The organism is Streptomyces sp. NBC_01210 (genome assembly GCF_036010325.1).
Taxonomy (GTDB): domain Bacteria; phylum Actinomycetota; class Actinomycetes; order Streptomycetales; family Streptomycetaceae; genus Streptomyces.
This window is the reverse complement of sequence record NZ_CP108549.1, coordinates 6,420,874-6,435,598: the sequence shown is the minus strand read 5'-3', so window position 1 is coordinate 6,435,598 and position 14,725 is coordinate 6,420,874. Positions and strand designations below refer to the sequence as shown.

Here is a 14,725-nt window from a genome sequence, read left to right as displayed (position 1 = left end):
CTGACCTGGACTGACACCATGACCCGCATGAGCTTTACGAACGTTCTCACCGCCCTTGCGGCGACAGGAGGAATCGGCGACTTCCGCCCTCTCGCCTCACTGGAGGAGCTCGCCGAGAAACACGGCCGCCCCTCGGACTCCGGGCGCGGCTCCTCGGAGCACGAGTGGCCGTACTGGCTCCGGTACGGGGATGTGCGGCTGGAGGCGTGCGAGTGCCGGATCGTGCACAGCCTCCAACTCGAGACCTGGAACGACACCGTCACCATCCCGGCCGACCGCTTCGGTGAGTACGTGGCCCTCGAGGCGTCGACCACGTTCCGGCATCTCGAGAGCGGCCTCCTCGTCGCGGGGGTCAGCTGGACGACCATCACGCGACGCCCGGACCAGTTCACACTCGAAGTCGAAGCCCCCCATGCGACCGTGCACTTCACGTTCGTCACGGGCGGCGACGACGAGGAGTCCGGCAAGGACGACGCCTTGCTCTACGGTGTGACCGCCCAGGAGTTCACTCACTGGTGCGGCCAGTCATGACGAAACGACTGTGGGCCGCACCCCCGGAAAGGGGTGCGGCCCACAGCCTTGTAGCGGCTCCCGGACGGGTCTTGGGTCTTGCCGCCGTGAAGTAGTTGTGCAGGCACCGTCGTGGCGATGAGCATCGACGACGGCCTCATCACCGGGCTCCACGCCGTACGCAATCCCGAGGAACTGTCACGCATCGAGCGGGAGACCGCGGTCAGGCGCTGAGTCCGTGACGGCCTTCGGGCAGGGGCCTGATCCGCATCGCGGGTCGGGCCCCTGCCGCGCCTCCGGAGATCGTTTGGGGGATATCCGGAGACGCGGCAGGTGGGGTCAGTCCCAGACCAGGTTGAGGGAGCGTTCGAAGTTGACGTATCCGGCGCGGGCGAAGGACTTCGCCATGGGGACGTTGCCGAGGTCCGTCGATGCCCTGATCCGGTCGACGCCCTCGGCGGCCAGGATGCGGGTGCCCTCGGCGAGGATCTCGTCGATGTAGCCGTTGCCGCGGTGTGCGGGCAGGACACCGATGTACGCGATGATCGGGTGGTAGCTGTTGCGGGCCGGGACCACGAAGCCCACCGGACCGCCACCGTCGGTGAGTTCGGCGATGCGCCACCACTCGTGCGGGCTCTTGAACCTGGCGAACTCTCCGTCGTAGTGCCGTTCCGCCGCCTCGCGCGGGCTCAGTCCGGATGCCAGGTGCGCCTGGCCGTGGGCGTCGAGGGTGCCCTCCATGACCGGGGCCATCAGGGCGAGGAGGTCCTCACAGTCGGCCACCGGGCGGAAGACGAGACGCCCCTTGGCCTCCGGGATGAGGGACGACGGGGTCCACTGCAGCCGCAGCCGCTCGACCAGCAGCCGTGCGCCCGTGCTCTCCAGCACGCGCGTGCGGGATTCGACCACCTCGCGGGCTGCGGGGTCCTCGTGCCAGTCGGGCGGGACGAAGCGGCCGTACTCCGGCAGCTTTGCGCCCGCCGGGAAGACGGTCGCGGTCGCCGTCTTGAACAGCCGCAGGCCGATCTCGTCGCGGTCGGCCTGGGGCAGCGTGTCGTCGACGTCGAAGAAGTCGAACTGCAGCGGGACGTCACCGCCCGGGGTCGTCCACCAGGCGAGCCGGGCGAGGAGACGGTCGCCGTCCAGGGCCACCCAGGCCCACTCGGGGCGGCGGCAGCCGCCGGCGAAGTCGTCGGTCAGTTCGTGGTCGAGGACGTAGGAGAGCCGGCAGAAGAGATCGATCTCCTCGGGGCCGGTCAGAGGTCGGTAGCTCACCGATGTCAGAGTCAAGTCAACTCCTGTGAAGGGGTACAGCGCTCCGGACCCGGGATGTCGTGCTGGTCAGGCACGCCGGGTGTCCGGGCAGAGGACGTCGAGGCCCGCATGCTGCTCAGGCCGATTCGAGGATCGGACGGATTTCGAGCGCCTCCGGGGTGGGGAAGCCGCGGGCCAGCTCGATGGCCTCGGCGTGGTCGGCCACCTCCAGCACGAACCAGCCGCCGAGGGTCTCCTCGCCGCTGTGCACGGGCCCCTCGGTCACCGCTACGGATCCGTCCGCCGTCTTGCGCACGGTGACGGGGCCCTGGTGCTCGGTGTCGAGGGCGTCGCCGCCCGCCAGCTTGCCCGCTGCCGCGAGCTCGCCGATCCAGGTCTCGTACGCCTTCCGGTAGGCGTCGCGGTCGGCCCGGATCCGGGCGCGTGACGCATGCGTCTCGAAGATCACGAGGGCGTATTTCATGAGGCGTTCCTCTGTTCGGTGTGCTTGGGGGTGATGGTGGTTCTGGTGGTGGTCGGTTTGATGCGGGCCAGTGCGCCTGTCTCCAGGGCCGTCCACAGGGCGCCGTCCGGGCCCACCGTGATCCCGTGCGGCTCGGAGGCCGGGGTGGGCAGGTCGTGGACGGTGACCGTGCCGTCGGAGGTGATCGAGCCGACGCGGTTGCCGCCCCACTCGGTGAACCACGCCGTGCCGTCGGCGTCGGTGGTGACGGCGTGCGGCCGGGCCGAGCGGTCGGGCAGGGGGTACTCGGTGATCCGGCCGTCGGGTGCTCTCCGACCGATCTGACCGGCCGCGATCTCGGTGAACCAGACACTCCCGTCCGGGCCCGTGGCGATTCCGACCGGTGCGGCCGCCTCGGTGGGCAGCTCGTGGACCGTGATGCGGCCGTCCATGCCGATGCGGCCGATGGCGTTGGCCTGGTTCATCGTGAACCACATCGCGTCCCCCGCCGCGGCGATCGCGGAGGGGAACGCGCCGGTGCGCGGCAGCGGGTACTCCGTGACCGTTCCGTCGGTGGTGAGGCGGCCGATGCGGTCGGCGGCGGTCTCGGTGAACCACAGCGCGCCGTCCGGCCCCGCGGCGATACCGAAGGGCCCGGACTCCACGGTCGGCAGCGCGAACTTCGTCACCCGGCCGGCCGTCGTGATCCGGCCGATCCGGTGCGCCCGGTACTCGGTGAACCACAGTGCGCCGTCCGGCCCGTTGCTGATGACCGTCGGACCGCTGTCCGGGGCGAGCTGATGACTGGTCGGCTCCTGTCCCGGTACGAGCCGACCGATCCTGCCGCTGTGCACCATGGTGAACCACAGCGCGCCGTCCGGGCCGGTGGTGATCGCGTACGGGCCGCTGTCGCGACCGGACACCGCGTACTCCTCAACTGTCCGGGTCGTCACTCCTGCTGCTCCAGACCTTCGGCGGCGGCGATGCGCTCGATGTCCCGCGGGGAACCAGCCATGATGGTCCGGGCGTGCGCGGTCACCAGCTCGACGGGCCAGTCCCACCAGGCGACGCGCACGAGCCGTTCGATGCCGCTGTCGTCGAAGCGCTGTCTGATCGTCCTGGCCGGGTTCCCGCCCACGATGGTGTACGGCGGCACGTCGGCGGTGACCATCGCTCCGGACGCGATCACTGCGCCGTCGCCGATCCGTACCCCCGGCATCACGGTGGCTCCGTATCCGAACCACACGTCGTTGCCGACCACTGTGTCCCCGCGGCTGGGCATGCCCGTGACGAGGTCGAGGGTCCGCTCGGTCCACTCCCCGCCGAACATGGTGAAGGGGAAGGTGGACACCCCCATCGACGGGTGGTCGGCGCCCGCCATCAGGAACCGGGTGCCGGTGGCGATCGCGCAGTACTTGCCGATGATCAGCCGTTCCGGACCGTAGGCGTACAGCACATTGCGCTGCACGAAGTCGGTCGCGCCGTCGGGGTCGTCGTAGTAGGTGAAGTCACCCACCACGACGTTCGTGCCGGCGACCAGTGGCTTGAGGAAGACGACCCTCTCGTGGGCAGGCAGTGGATGGATGGTGGCCGGGTCAGGTGTCTGGGCAGCGCTCGGGTCAGATGTCACGCGGGAATCTCTCCGTGGGGGTTCGTGCTCGGCGGGCGGAGCCCGGGGCGGCGAGGCCCCATGACCGATGAGGTACGCGCCTTCCGCGCGGTCCACGCCTTTCGGGTCGTCGGGCCGAATTGAGCGGGCCGGTCCTGCCGCCTCATGCCGGCTCATGTCACCTGCAGGAGGCGGCCTTCCGGCCCGGTACCCAGCATGCGTACCGGGCAGCCCGGGAACAACGGCCGATCTTGTTATGGTCGATAACCCAGAGGTTTACGAATCCGGGGGACCAGGATGGAACTGCGGGACATAGAGATCTTCCTGACGCTCGCGGAGGAGCTCCACTTCGGCCGCAGCGCCGAACGCCTGCATGTCTCCCCAGCCCGTGTCAGCCAGGCGATCAAGAAACAGGAACGCGTCATCGGCGCCCAGCTCTTCGAGCGAACCAGCCGCCATGTGCGGCTGACCCCCGTCGGAGAGGTGCTGCTCCAGCGGCTGAAGCCGGCATACGAGGGCATCCAGGAAGCCATGGCGGAGGTGACCACCATCGCCCGCCACTCGGCCGGCACGCTGACGCTGGGGGTTATGGGCGCACAGATGCACGACATGACCCCGGTCCTGACCCACTTCCGAGCCCGGCACCCGTCCGCCGAACTCCGGTTCCGGGAAGTGTTCTTCAGCGATCCGTTCGGAGCCTTGCGGGCCGGCGAGGTCGACGCGGTGACCACCTGGCTGCCGGTCCGCGAGCCGGACCTGACCGTCGGAGTGGTGCTCCGCGAGGAACCGCTCAACCTGATGGTGGCCGCGGATCACCCGCTCGCCCGGCAGGAGTCGGTGAGCCTGGAGGTGCTCGGCGACCACATCGTGCCGCGCCTGAACGGCCCCATTCCCGCCTACTGGGAGACCGCCGTCCTGCCGGCCCGCACACCGGCCGGACGCCTCGTCCGCCGCGGCCCGGCCGTCGCCACCTTCTACGAGATCCTCGCCCTCGTCGCGGCAGGCGACGCGGTCTGCACAGTCCCCGACGAGGGGCGGCGCTACAACGCGCAGACCGACGTCGTCTATCTGCCCCTCCACGATGCCCCGCCCGTCCAGTGGGCCCTGATCTGGCGCACGGACCGCGCGACCCCACTGGTACGCGCACTCGCCGAGGCGGCGACGGACTGCGGGGACGCAACTGGGCGGTAGAGACGGGATGTGCCGGCGTCGGTGTCGTGCCCCTCGGCCCCCATCCCGGCCCGTCCGCGATCGGTCGCTCCGGTCAGGCCGCCGGTCGCCGGCGTCCGGAGCCGTGAGTTACTGACCGGCCGTCACACGACTGTGGGCCGCACCCCCGGAAAGGGGTGCGGCCCACAGCCTTGTGCGGCTCCCGGACGGGTCTTAGTTGTTGCCACCGGTGAAGTAGTTGTGCAGGCCGGGAACCTTCAGCGTCCCGCCGAACTGGCCGGCCTGCGTCACCTTCACGTTGGTGAAGAAGGCGAACGGAACATTCAGCGGCGGAGGGGTCTGCGGGCTGAACGTGATCGGGATGAGGCCGAAGAGGTTGCCCTTCAGCTCCTCCGTGTACATCGTCACCGTACCGTTGGTGATCGTCGACGTGGAGCCCTTGTCCGCCTCGACGTGCGCGGTGGTGCCGTTAGGGCCGACCACCAGCTGGTGGAGGTCCTTGATGTCGACGCCCGAAGCCGTGAACTTCAGCACCTTCTTGACCTTGCCGCTGCCCGTCTTCACCTCGACGATGCCCTTGTAGTCCAGGCCCTTCAGGGTGAGCATCGAGCTCTCCAGGATCCACGGGTCGTCCGGGAGCAGCGGGATGCCCTGCTCCAGGTCCGCGGCGGCAAGGGCCTTCGGGTCGGACGTCGGACACGGGAAGCGCGGCTTGGCGCCGTCCGGGATGTCCTCGTCCTTCTTGGGGGCGAGGCCCTTGACCGCGTCGTCCAGCTCCTCGGTCGTCGCCCCGGCCTTGTCGGCCGCGTCCTTGATCGCGTCCTTGGCCTTGTCCGTCGTCTCCCCCACCTTCGCGGCGGGGTTCGTGGACGGCTTCTCGGAAGGCTCGGTGGAAGGCGTCGTCGAAGGGGTCGGCTTGTCGGCGGGCTCGGTGCTCGCGGGCGCGCTCGGCGTCGCGGTGGCCGTGGGCTCCTTGTCGGGGCCGTCGAACAGGTCCTTGAGCGCGTCGCCCACGCCCAGCGGGTCGAGCGGGTTCTTGGTCGCCGTCTCGCTGGGCGCCGGAGTCGTCGGGTTCGTCAACGGCGCCGGTGCGTCCGCAGGCTTCGACTCGGAGGCCGACGGGGTCGTGCTCGGCTTCGGCTCGTCCTTGTCGCCCGCCGAACTGCTGGCGGACGGGTCGGGCTTCTCCGACGGCGTCTCGGACGGCTCCGCCGAGTCCGACGGCTTGGGCGACTCGGAGGCCGACGGCTCGTCCGAGCGGGTCACGCACGGGCCGGGGGCGAACGGGATGTCCTTGTCCTCGGCGAGTGCCAGCTTGGGGGTGAGACCCATGCCCAGGAAGACGGCGGTGGGCATCGCTGCCAGGGCTATCGCCTTGCCGGCCGGCATCTGGAGCTTGTTCAGCAGGGGCTTGCGGGGGGCCGCGTGCCGCGGCCCCTTTCTGGCCTGCGTCCCATCGCCTCCCACCGTGGTCAGCGGTGTGACATCACCCGGCACTGTTCCTCCCGCCGTTGGCTTCGATGGTTGTCTCGTGCGCGTGCGTGCCGTAGCTGTCCCACTGCTCCGGTACGGGTGCCTCCGCGGGACCGGGCTCCGGCGCCGGCTCCTTGACCGGAGCCGATTCCGCGGCGGGCTTTCCCGGGGCCCAGGAGAGCGCGAGCGCACCGCCGATGAGCGAGAACAGGAAACCGATGAGGAAGCCGCCGAGGTTGGCGATCGGAAGGGAGATCAGCGCCAGCAGAATTGAGGCGACGCCCGCGAACACCCGGACGATCGCGTGGAACCACATCGTCAGTCCCAGGGTGACCAGCAACACGCCGACGATCAGCGAACCCGCACCCGCGGTCGTCGACATGGCGAGCGTCATGTGCCCGAGCTTGAAGCTCGCGTACGGCAAGTAGGCGATAGGGATTCCGCCGAGCACGGTGAACAGACCCGCCCAGAAAGGCCGCTGCCCCCGCCAGGTACGGAAGATCCGCCGAATGGCGCGGATGTAGTGCTCGTCCCGCCCCGGTGACACTGCAGACTCGGCGCTCATGGAAAACAGCTCCCTGGAACTGGCGTTGCTGTGTAAAGAGAAAGGCGGGCGGGCAAGGCTGTTTCAGCATTCCCCGCCCGCCCGGACGGGATGACCGTCAGTAGCACTCGACCCCGTCGCCGGAGCCCTTGAGCAGACGCATGCTCAGACCGCTCAGCTTGAACGTGCCGGCAGTCGTCGCCCACGCCTTCTGCTCGACGTTGTCGAGGATGGCTCGGTCGGCCTGCTGCGCGAACCCGTTCTCAAGGATCGTCTTGTCCTTGACGACAGGGCCCTTGCCCTTGCCCGGCCCCGTGTCCTTGGCCGCGACGCCGATGTCGATGTTCTCGAACGTGGCGTCCGCGTCCAGCTCGGACACGTCCAGGTAGAGGTTCTCCGCAGATACCGGAGTCTTCCCCCCGCCGGCCTTCAGCTGCAGAGTGACCTTGCCGACGAACGGCACGTCGGTGACAACCGACTGGCACATGTTGTTGATGGTGGCGTTCTTGAAGGACGAGATCGCCACCGGGTGGGCGGTCTTCGCGTCACCCTTCAGATCCGCGTACCCCATGTCGACGCCGCCGTACTGGGCGAAGCCGTGACCGTCGAGGTGACCGGCCTTGACCTTGAACTCCTGGCCGGACACAGCGAACGACGCGGCCAACGCGCCCTGTGCCAGACCGATGCCTATCGCGGCCGTTGCGGCCACACTCGGCACCATGACAAGGGCGAACCGCTTCCATCTGGTTCCGCCACGCGCCACAGACTCCATGACTTTCCTCCTTCTCGGACGTACATCTCCGGTCCGGACTCTCGTGTCCGTCCTGGGATGGGAGAAGTGCTACGTCCTCGGTAAGGAGAGCGCCTGTACTTTCAGGCGCGAGCTGCGTCCGAAACACCGGCGATCACCCCCGAGCGACAACCACTGGTCGCGCCTGACTGATCACGCACAACCTGTCGGACAGGCCCTGCCATTCAGCAGGAACCCCCCTGTCCGCGACCGGCGCCACTGCCGCCGATCCACTCGGTGGGGACCCAAGATCCCGCGGCACGGCTGGAGGCCGGGCTGGTGGGTATTGGACCGAGCGTGGCCGATCGTGGTCCATTCCCGGCCGCGACACAAGGGGGTTCGTTACTCACTAGTAACGGCCTGATAACCACGCAACGACCGCTTGATATCGCCCCGCAACGCAGGGTGCCGCCAAGGGGGCAGCCAGAAGGGAGGATTGCCGCCGATAAGCGGACAGAACAAGCGGGTTCATTTACTGCGAGTAACAACGCATCCGTTTACCAAGTTTTGGTAAAGCGCGACCGCGTTCTGTCACCTTGTCGCCAAAACGGCGGCGGCGCCTGATCGGCGCCGCCGCCGTAAAACCCTCAGACCTGGTGGAACGGAACGTTCCGTACAGGACCTTCAAACATGACTCAGAACAGCACCCGCGCCAGCGCCGAACGCGCGGCGGTCACCCGCGGATCATCCGGGCCGACGACCTCGAAGAGCTCGAGCAGCCGCACCCGTGCCGCGTCCCGATCCTCGCCCGCCGTGCGGCGCACCGTCTCGACAAGCCGTCCGAACGCGTCCTCGACATGACCGCCGACCAGATCGAGATCGGCGGCGGCGATCTGCGCCTGCACATCGGTCGGGTTCTCAGCCGCCTCCTGGCGGACCTTCGCCGGGTCCATGTCCTTCACACGGGCGAGGAGTTCGGCCTGGGCGAGGCCCAGCTTCGCTTCCGTATTGCCCGGATCGTCGGAGAGGACGTTTTTGTACGCCTGGACCGCACCGCCGAAGTCGCCCGCGTCCAGCGCCTGTACGGCGGCTTCCAGCAGAGCGTCGTACGGACCCTCGGGGACCTCGGCGGGGGCTGCCTCCGCCTCCGCGCCGGACACGTCCTGGTCGACGGCGACACCGGTCAGCCCGAAGCGCTCCTCGGCCACCTGGATCAGCTGGTCGAGGGTGGCGCGGATCTGGGCCTCGGGCGCCGCGCCCTGGAAGAGGGGCAGCGCCTGGCCGGCCACCACCGCGAAGACCGCCGGGATGCCCTGGATCCCGAACTGCTGCATCAGCATCTGATTGGCGTCGACGTCGATCTTGGCGAGGACGAACCGGCCGCTGTACTCCTGCGCCAGTCGCTCCAGCACCGGGCTGAGCTGCTTGCACGGCTCGCACCACTCGGCCCAGAAGTCGATGACGACCGGGACCTCGGTGGAACGCTGGAGGACATCGCTCTCGAAGCCCGCCTCATCGACGTCGATCACCAGGCTGGAAGGGGCTACGGCACCGCCGCCGCCCTGGCGGGCGGCCTCGGCGCGCGCCTGTTCCGCCTTCGCCTTGGCCTCACCGGCCGCCTTCACCGCGGCGAGGTCGACGACGCCGCTCATGGACATGTTCCTAGGCTGCATGAGTACATCCTCCCCCTTCCGCGCGCGCATGTGAAAAATACGGCCAAGAGACCGCTGTACTGGCCAAAATGTTCGACACCGGGTCCCCACCCGGTGTCAGTGGTTGTCGCTGGAGCCGGTCAAGGCTTTCGCTACGAGTCGTAGCGTAACTGCACCGGCTCTCCCGTGTCTGCCCGCATGTGAGAAACCTCCGGTGAACTGCCTCACAGCAGATCGCCTACCCGCCGGTATGGTCGCCGTCATGTGCAGCCACACCCGCCCCAAAGCCGTACGTACGGGTCGTACGGGACGCCCCCGCAGTGCCGAGGCCGACGCCGCGATCCTCGACGCGACCCGGGCGGCGCTCGTCGAGCTGGGCTGGTCGAAGCTGACGATGGGGGACGTGGCCACTCGCGCGGGAGTCGCCAAGACCACCCTCTATCGCCGCTGGGCGAACAAGAACGAGCTCGTCGTCGACGCCGTCGCCGTTCTCTTCGACGAGCTCGAACTCCCCGACCGCGGCAGCCTGACGGCCGATGTGCAGGGCGTGGTGCTCCAGTTCGCGGCGCTGCTGAACCGGCCCGAGACCAAGACCGCGCTGATGGCCGTGGTCGCCGAGTCGACGAACGACGACGCCCTGCGCGTACGGATCCGCTCGGCGATCGTCGACCGGCAGAAGCGCCTGGTCGTTGAGGGCCGGGAGCGCGCTCAGGCCCGTGGCGAGCTGCCGTACGAGGAGGACTCGGAGGCGGCAGCCCGCAACACGGACCTGATCTTCGATGTGGTGGCGGGCGCCGTGGTTCATCGGGCGCTGGTGAGCGCGGAGCCGGTGGACGAGGAGTGGGCGCGTCGCTTCACCCTGATGCTGGTGTCGGGGATCGGGTCCCTGCAGAGCTGAGCGGACCTCACGCAGAGCGGACCTCACGCAGAGCCGAAGGGGCTGATTCAGACCTGGTAGCGGTCCGTCGCGAACAGGTGCAGATTCTCCGCGATCCACTCCGAGGTGTGCTTCAGGCCCTCCTCCAGCGAGACCTCGGGCTGCCAGCCCGCCCACTCCCCCGCCCGCGTGTTGTCGGACAGCAGCCGCTCCACCTCACTACCGGTCGGCCGCAGCCGCGCCGGGTCGACGACCACCTGCGCCGACCGCCCCGACGCGGCGATCAGGGCCTGCGCCAGTTCCCCGATCGCGATCTCACGGCCCGTCCCGAGGTTGACCACCTCGCCCACCGCACGGTCGCACTCCGCCATCGCCAGGAAGCCGCGCGCCGTGTCCGTGACATAGGTGAAGTCGCGGGTCGGGGTGAGCGAGCCGAGCTTGATCTCCCGTGCCCCGGCGTGGAGTTGGGCCAGGATCGCCGGGATCACGGCACGCGCGGACTGCCTCGGCCCGTAGGTGTTGAAGGGGCGTACGACCGTCACAGGCAGCTCGAAGGCGTGCCAGTGCGAGAGCACCATCATGTCCGCGCCGATCTTCGATGCGGAGTACGGGGATTGCGGCTGCAGCGGGTGGTCCTCGCCGATGGGGGCGGTGAGGGCGGTTCCGTACACCTCACTCGTCGAGGTGTGGACAAGACGGCGTACGGAATGGCGGCGGCAGGCCTCCGCGATGTTCTCGGTGCCGACGACATTCGTCCGGACGTACGCGCCGGGTGAGTCGTAGCTGTACGGAATGCCGATCAGCGCGGCGAGATGGAAGACCGTGTCGCAGTCGGCGACGGCGTCCATGACCCGGCCCGCGTCACGTACATCGCCCGCGATCATCTCGACCCGGGAGTCGCCGATGTGATGGGCGAGGAATCCCTTCTCGGCGTACGGCTTGTAGTGGACGAAGGCGCGGACCTTCGCCCCGCGCTCGACGAGCAGGTCGACGAGCGTCGAGCCGATGAAGCCCTCGGCGCCGGTGACCAGGACAGTTCGGTTCTGCCAGTTCATGCTGCTCATGCTGCGTACTCCTTTGTGTGCGAGGCGAGTTGAAGGACCCGGGCCGCCAACAGGTCGGCGGCTCGGGCGTGCGGGCCCGGGTCGGCGGCGCCGCTCATCGCGGCGAGCCGGGCCGGGTCGGCGAGCAGTGGCTCGACGAGGGCGGCGAGCCGGTCGGCGGTGGTCTCCGCATCGGGGAGCAGGAGACCGGCCCCCGCGTCGGAGAGGACCCGGGCGTTATGGGTCTGGTGGTCGCCGGGGGCGTGCGGATACGGGACGAGTACGGCGGGCACTCCGACCGTGGCCAGTTCCGCGACGGTCGCGGAACCGGCTCGGCAGACGACCAGGTCGGCGGCCGCGTACGCGAGGTCCATCCGGTCCAGGTAGGGGACGGCGCGCGCGACCGGTGAGTCGCCGAGTCGGCGGCGGGTCTCGTCCAGCGCCGCGGGCCCGGTCTTGATCAGCAGCTGTACGCCGGGCCGATCCCGCCATCGTTCCGCGAGCCCGACAGCGGCCTCGGTGAGCCGGGCCGCGCCCAGGCTGCCGCCGTTGACCAGGACGAGCCTGGCGTCCTGGGGTACCGAGAGGGCTCTGCGGGCCTCTGCGCGCACCCCGGGCCTGTCCAGACGGGCGATCGGCGCGGCGATCGGCATTCCGGTGGTGACGGCGTTCTCGCCGCCCGCGAGATGGGCGCGGCTGCGGTCGAAGGCGACGGCCATGTGCGGCGTGAGGCGGGCGGCGAACTGGTTGGCCCGGCCCGGTACGGCGTTGGACTCGTGGATCACGCTCGGCAGCCCGGCCATCCGCGCGCCGAGTATGACGGGCGCGCTCGGGTAGCCGCCCATGCCCACGGCGATCTGCGCCCGCTGCTCGCGCAGGATCGCCCGGCACTGGGCACCGGACCGCAGCAGGGCCGCGGGCAGCAGATAGCGCCTGGCGCCGAGGGCGGGGTCGAAGGGGATCATGTCGACGGTGTGGAGGCGGTGGCCGGCGGCCGGGATCAGTTCGGTCTCCAGGCCGCGCGTCGTACCGACGAAGGAGATCACCGCGTCGGGGGCGGCCCGGCGCAGTGCGTCGGCGAGCGCGAGCCCGGGGTAGATATGGCCGCCGGTGCCGCCCGCACCGATCACGACGGAGAGTGGTGTGCGAGGCGGTGTGCCCAGTGATGTGCCCAGTTGTGTGCGCATGACGGCCACGCTCGCGAAACCCCTTAAGAGGGTTCTAAGACCATGGTTTGGCAGTCTTTGCCCATGAAGAAGATCCTGGTTGTCGACGACGAGCCGGAAGTGCGCGCCGCGGTCGAGGACGGGCTGACGGTCGAGGGCTACGAGGTGCGCGGCGCGGGCGACGGTCTCGCGGCGCTCTCCGCCGTGGCGTCGTGGCAGCCGGACGCGATCGTGCTCGATGTGATGATGCCGGTGCTCGACGGGCTCGCCTTCTGCCGTCGGCTGCGGGCGATCGAAGACCGTACGCCGGTACTCGTACTGACCGCGCTGGACTCGGTCAGCGAGCGTGTCGACGGCCTGGACGCGGGTGCCGACGACTATCTGGTGAAGCCTTTCGCGCTGGACGAACTGACCGCACGCGTACGGGCGTTGCTGCGACGCGCCGCTCCCCTGCCCGAGGAGTCCGGCGCGCTGTCCTTCGCCGATCTGACCGTGGATCCCGACACCCGCACGGGCAACCGGGGCGGTCGGTCACTGGAGTTCAGCCGTACCGAGTTCACCCTGCTCGAACTGCTGCTGCGCCATCCAGGGCAGGTGCTGCCCCGCGAGCTGATCCTGGAGCTGGTGTGGGGACAGGACTTCGGTCCCGACTCCAACTCCCTTGCCGTGTACGTCGGTTACCTGCGCCGCAAACTGGAGGCGGGCGGTGAGCCGCGTCTGGTCCATACGGTCCACGGCGTCGGCTACCGGCTGGATGTGTGATGAGCGCGCGGCGCAGGCTGGGCGCTCGCTGGCGCAGGCACCGGCCGCTGCGTACGCGGCTGGCGCTCGCCGCGTCCGCGGCCGTCGCGCTGGTCGCGGTGGGCATCTGCACGGCCGCGTTCTTCGTGATCCGTTACGAGCTGTACCACCAGCTCGATCTGAGTCTGACGCAGTCGGCGACGCTGGTCACCCAGCAGAACCGCGACGAGGGCCCCGGGACGGTGGCGGGCGAGTGCCGCTTTCTGTCGGCACCGGCCTGCGCGCAGATCGTCCCCGCGGCTCCGGCGAAGGACCCCGCGAAGCCCTATCTCCTCCCGGTCAGCACGCCCGTGCGGGAGGTCGCCGCCGGGGAACGCGACCCGTACTTCACCAACGTCACCCTCTTCGGGCATCCGATGCGGATGCTGACGACCAACTTCGGCCGGGGCGAGGCACTTCAGGTCGCGCTCCGCGCGGACACGGTCGAGAGGGGGGTACGCCAGGCGGCCTGGCTGCTCGCGGGCGCGGGCGCCGCGGGCGTGCTGCTCGCGGGCCTGCTGGGGTACTGGGTGTCGCGTACCGGCCTTGCCCCCGTGGCCCGGCTCACCGCCACCGCCGAGCGCATCGCGGCGACCCGCGATCCGCGTCACCGCATCGAACTCCCTGCGGGTCCCCCGGGCCGGGAGGACGAGGTGACCCGGCTGGCCGGCTCGTTCAACACGATGCTCGGCGAGCTGGAGCAGTCGGTCACCGCGCAGCGCCGGCTGGTCGCCGACGCCTCACATGAGCTCCGTACGCCGCTGACGGCGCTGCGCACCAACGCGGAACTGCTCGCCCGCGCCGACCGCCTCACCGAGGCACAGCGCACCCGCGCGTCCACCGCCCTCACGCGCCAGCTGCGCGAAGTCACCGGCCTGGTGAACGACTTGATCGAACTCGCCAGGGACGAGGAGCCTCAACCGCTCCTCGAAACGGTCCGCGTCGCTGCCCTCACCGAGCACGCGGTCGAGATGGCCCGCGCCCACTGGCCGCGGATCGTCTTCACGCTGTACGTCGACGACGCGGCGGCGGGTTTCGCGCTGCCCGGCGTGCCCTCGCGGCTGTCGCGCCTGCTGACGAATCTGCTGGACAACGCGGCCAAGTTCAGCCCGCCGGGCGACCCCGTCGAAGTCGCCCTCACCTCAAGGGAGTTGACGGTGCGGGATCACGGTCCGGGGATCGCGCCCGAGGACCTTCCGTACGTCTTCGACCGCTTCTACCGCGCGGAGACCGCCCGCGCGCTGCCCGGCTCGGGACTGGGCCTGGCGATGGCCCGCCAGATCGCGCGTGCGCACGGCGCGGAGCTGACGGCGGAGGCGGCGCAGGGGGGCGGGGCGCGGTTCCGGCTGACCTTCCCCGGGTGACTGGGGCTCCGCCCCCGGCCCGCGCCTCAATCGCCGGCGAGGCTCCTGTTGGGGCTCCGCCCCAAGCCCCGCTCCTCAAACGCCGGAGGG

15 protein-coding genes and 1 pseudogene are annotated in these 14,725 nt (G+C 69.7%); 6 read left to right on the top strand and 10 right to left on the bottom strand.

All coding sequences use genetic code 11. The features are described 5' to 3' along the window. The first annotated feature begins 27 nt into the window (after positions 1-27). Complete coding sequence (locus OG735_RS29450; protein ID WP_327326158.1) at positions 28-531, top strand: hypothetical protein; 504 nt, start codon at positions 28-30, stop codon at positions 529-531. Between the two features lie 105 nt (positions 532-636). Continuing rightward, positions 637-744 (top strand): annotated as a pseudogene (locus tag OG735_RS29445) (RNA polymerase subunit sigma-24); the annotation flags it as partial. Between the two features lie 105 nt (positions 745-849). Here OG735_RS29445 and OG735_RS29440 read toward each other — a convergent pair. From OG735_RS29440 to OG735_RS29425, 4 genes are all read right to left on the bottom strand, one after another. Further along, positions 850-1,785, bottom strand: a complete 936-nt coding sequence (locus tag OG735_RS29440) for a GNAT family N-acetyltransferase (RefSeq protein WP_327326157.1) — start codon at positions 1,783-1,785, stop codon at positions 850-852. A gap of 115 nt (positions 1,786-1,900) precedes the next feature. Next, positions 1,901-2,248, bottom strand: coding sequence for a YciI family protein (locus OG735_RS29435; protein WP_327326156.1), 348 nt, complete (start codon positions 2,246-2,248; stop codon positions 1,901-1,903). Beyond that, positions 2,245-3,180 (bottom strand): Vgb family protein, encoded by a 936-nt coding sequence (locus OG735_RS29430; RefSeq protein ID WP_327326155.1) that lies wholly within the window; start codon positions 3,178-3,180, stop codon positions 2,245-2,247. The genes OG735_RS29435 and OG735_RS29430 overlap by 4 nt, the downstream gene beginning before the upstream one ends. Then, positions 3,177-3,857: a CatB-related O-acetyltransferase gene (locus tag OG735_RS29425; protein WP_327326154.1), complete on the bottom strand. Its 681-nt coding sequence runs from the start codon at positions 3,855-3,857 to the stop codon at positions 3,177-3,179. Before OG735_RS29425 ends, OG735_RS29430 begins: the two co-directional genes overlap by 4 nt. Positions 3,858-4,133: 276 nt before the next feature. Between OG735_RS29425 and OG735_RS29420 the strand changes: the two genes are divergently transcribed. Further along, positions 4,134-5,027 carry a LysR family transcriptional regulator gene (locus OG735_RS29420; RefSeq protein ID WP_327326153.1) on the top strand — a complete coding sequence of 298 codons (894 nt, stop codon included), beginning with the start codon at positions 4,134-4,136 and terminating at the stop codon, positions 5,025-5,027. Positions 5,028-5,219: 192 nt separating this feature from the next. On the opposite strand, the gene OG735_RS29415 is transcribed toward OG735_RS29420, so the two are convergent. From OG735_RS29415 to OG735_RS29400, 4 genes are all read right to left on the bottom strand, one after another. After that, positions 5,220-6,503: a hypothetical protein gene (locus OG735_RS29415; RefSeq protein WP_327326152.1), complete on the bottom strand. Its 1,284-nt coding sequence runs from the start codon at positions 6,501-6,503 to the stop codon at positions 5,220-5,222. Continuing rightward, a complete protein-coding gene (locus OG735_RS29410) occupies positions 6,493-7,044 on the bottom strand; it encodes a DUF6114 domain-containing protein (RefSeq protein WP_327326151.1) in 552 nt (183 codons plus the stop codon). The genes OG735_RS29415 and OG735_RS29410 overlap by 11 nt, the downstream gene beginning before the upstream one ends. A 97-nt stretch (positions 7,045-7,141) precedes the next feature. Further along, positions 7,142-7,795, bottom strand: a complete 654-nt coding sequence (locus OG735_RS29405) for a DUF6230 family protein (RefSeq protein WP_327326150.1) — start codon at positions 7,793-7,795, stop codon at positions 7,142-7,144. 653 nt (positions 7,796-8,448) lie between these two features. Then, a complete protein-coding gene (locus OG735_RS29400) occupies positions 8,449-9,426 on the bottom strand; it encodes a tetratricopeptide repeat protein (protein WP_327326149.1) in 978 nt (325 codons plus the stop codon). Between the two features lie 229 nt (positions 9,427-9,655). Between OG735_RS29400 and OG735_RS29395 the strand changes: the two genes are divergently transcribed. Next, positions 9,656-10,303: a TetR/AcrR family transcriptional regulator gene (locus tag OG735_RS29395; RefSeq protein WP_442812630.1), complete on the top strand. Its 648-nt coding sequence runs from the start codon at positions 9,656-9,658 to the stop codon at positions 10,301-10,303. A gap of 47 nt (positions 10,304-10,350) precedes the next feature. Here OG735_RS29395 and OG735_RS29390 read toward each other — a convergent pair whose 3' ends face one another. After that, positions 10,351-11,346: a GDP-mannose 4,6-dehydratase gene (locus OG735_RS29390; RefSeq protein ID WP_327326147.1), complete on the bottom strand. Its 996-nt coding sequence runs from the start codon at positions 11,344-11,346 to the stop codon at positions 10,351-10,353. Then, entirely contained in the window at positions 11,343-12,512 is a 1,170-nt protein-coding gene (locus OG735_RS29385) for a UDP-N-acetylglucosamine--N-acetylmuramyl-(pentapeptide) pyrophosphoryl-undecaprenol N-acetylglucosamine transferase (RefSeq protein ID WP_327326146.1), read from the bottom strand. The genes OG735_RS29390 and OG735_RS29385 overlap by 4 nt, the downstream gene beginning before the upstream one ends. 63 nt (positions 12,513-12,575) lie before the next feature. Between OG735_RS29385 and OG735_RS29380 the strand changes: the two genes are divergently transcribed. Both OG735_RS29380 and OG735_RS29375 read left to right on the top strand, forming a co-directional pair. Continuing rightward, positions 12,576-13,253, top strand: a complete 678-nt coding sequence (locus OG735_RS29380; RefSeq protein ID WP_327326145.1) for a response regulator transcription factor — start codon at positions 12,576-12,578, stop codon at positions 13,251-13,253. After that, positions 13,253-14,635: a sensor histidine kinase gene (locus tag OG735_RS29375; protein WP_327326144.1), complete on the top strand. Its 1,383-nt coding sequence runs from the start codon at positions 13,253-13,255 to the stop codon at positions 14,633-14,635. Before OG735_RS29380 ends, OG735_RS29375 begins: the two co-directional genes overlap by 1 nt. Positions 14,636-14,725: the final 90 nt, after the last annotated feature.

What these genes read in the sequence shown, in the direction of transcription:
- OG735_RS29450 (WP_327326158.1), top strand. Translation starts at nt 28, where the DNA reads ATGAGCTTTACGAACGTTCTCACCGCCCTTGCGGCGACAGGAGGAATC.
- OG735_RS29435 (WP_327326156.1), bottom strand. Translation starts at nt 2,248, where the DNA reads ATGAAATACGCCCTCGTGATCTTCGAGACGCATGCGTCACGCGCCCGG.
- OG735_RS29420 (WP_327326153.1), top strand. Translation starts at nt 4,134, where the DNA reads ATGGAACTGCGGGACATAGAGATCTTCCTGACGCTCGCGGAGGAGCTC.
- OG735_RS29410 (WP_327326151.1), bottom strand. Translation starts at nt 7,044, where the DNA reads ATGAGCGCCGAGTCTGCAGTGTCACCGGGGCGGGACGAGCACTACATC.
- OG735_RS29405 (WP_327326150.1), bottom strand. Translation starts at nt 7,795, where the DNA reads ATGGAGTCTGTGGCGCGTGGCGGAACCAGATGGAAGCGGTTCGCCCTT.
- OG735_RS29400 (WP_327326149.1), bottom strand. Translation starts at nt 9,426, where the DNA reads ATGCAGCCTAGGAACATGTCCATGAGCGGCGTCGTCGACCTCGCCGCG.
- OG735_RS29395 (WP_442812630.1), top strand. Translation starts at nt 9,656, where the DNA reads ATGGTCGCCGTCATGTGCAGCCACACCCGCCCCAAAGCCGTACGTACG.
- OG735_RS29390 (WP_327326147.1), bottom strand. Translation starts at nt 11,346, where the DNA reads ATGAGCAGCATGAACTGGCAGAACCGAACTGTCCTGGTCACCGGCGCC.
- OG735_RS29385 (WP_327326146.1), bottom strand. Translation starts at nt 12,512, where the DNA reads ATGCGCACACAACTGGGCACATCACTGGGCACACCGCCTCGCACACCA.
- OG735_RS29380 (WP_327326145.1), top strand. Translation starts at nt 12,576, where the DNA reads ATGAAGAAGATCCTGGTTGTCGACGACGAGCCGGAAGTGCGCGCCGCG.
- OG735_RS29375 (WP_327326144.1), top strand. Translation starts at nt 13,253, where the DNA reads ATGAGCGCGCGGCGCAGGCTGGGCGCTCGCTGGCGCAGGCACCGGCCG.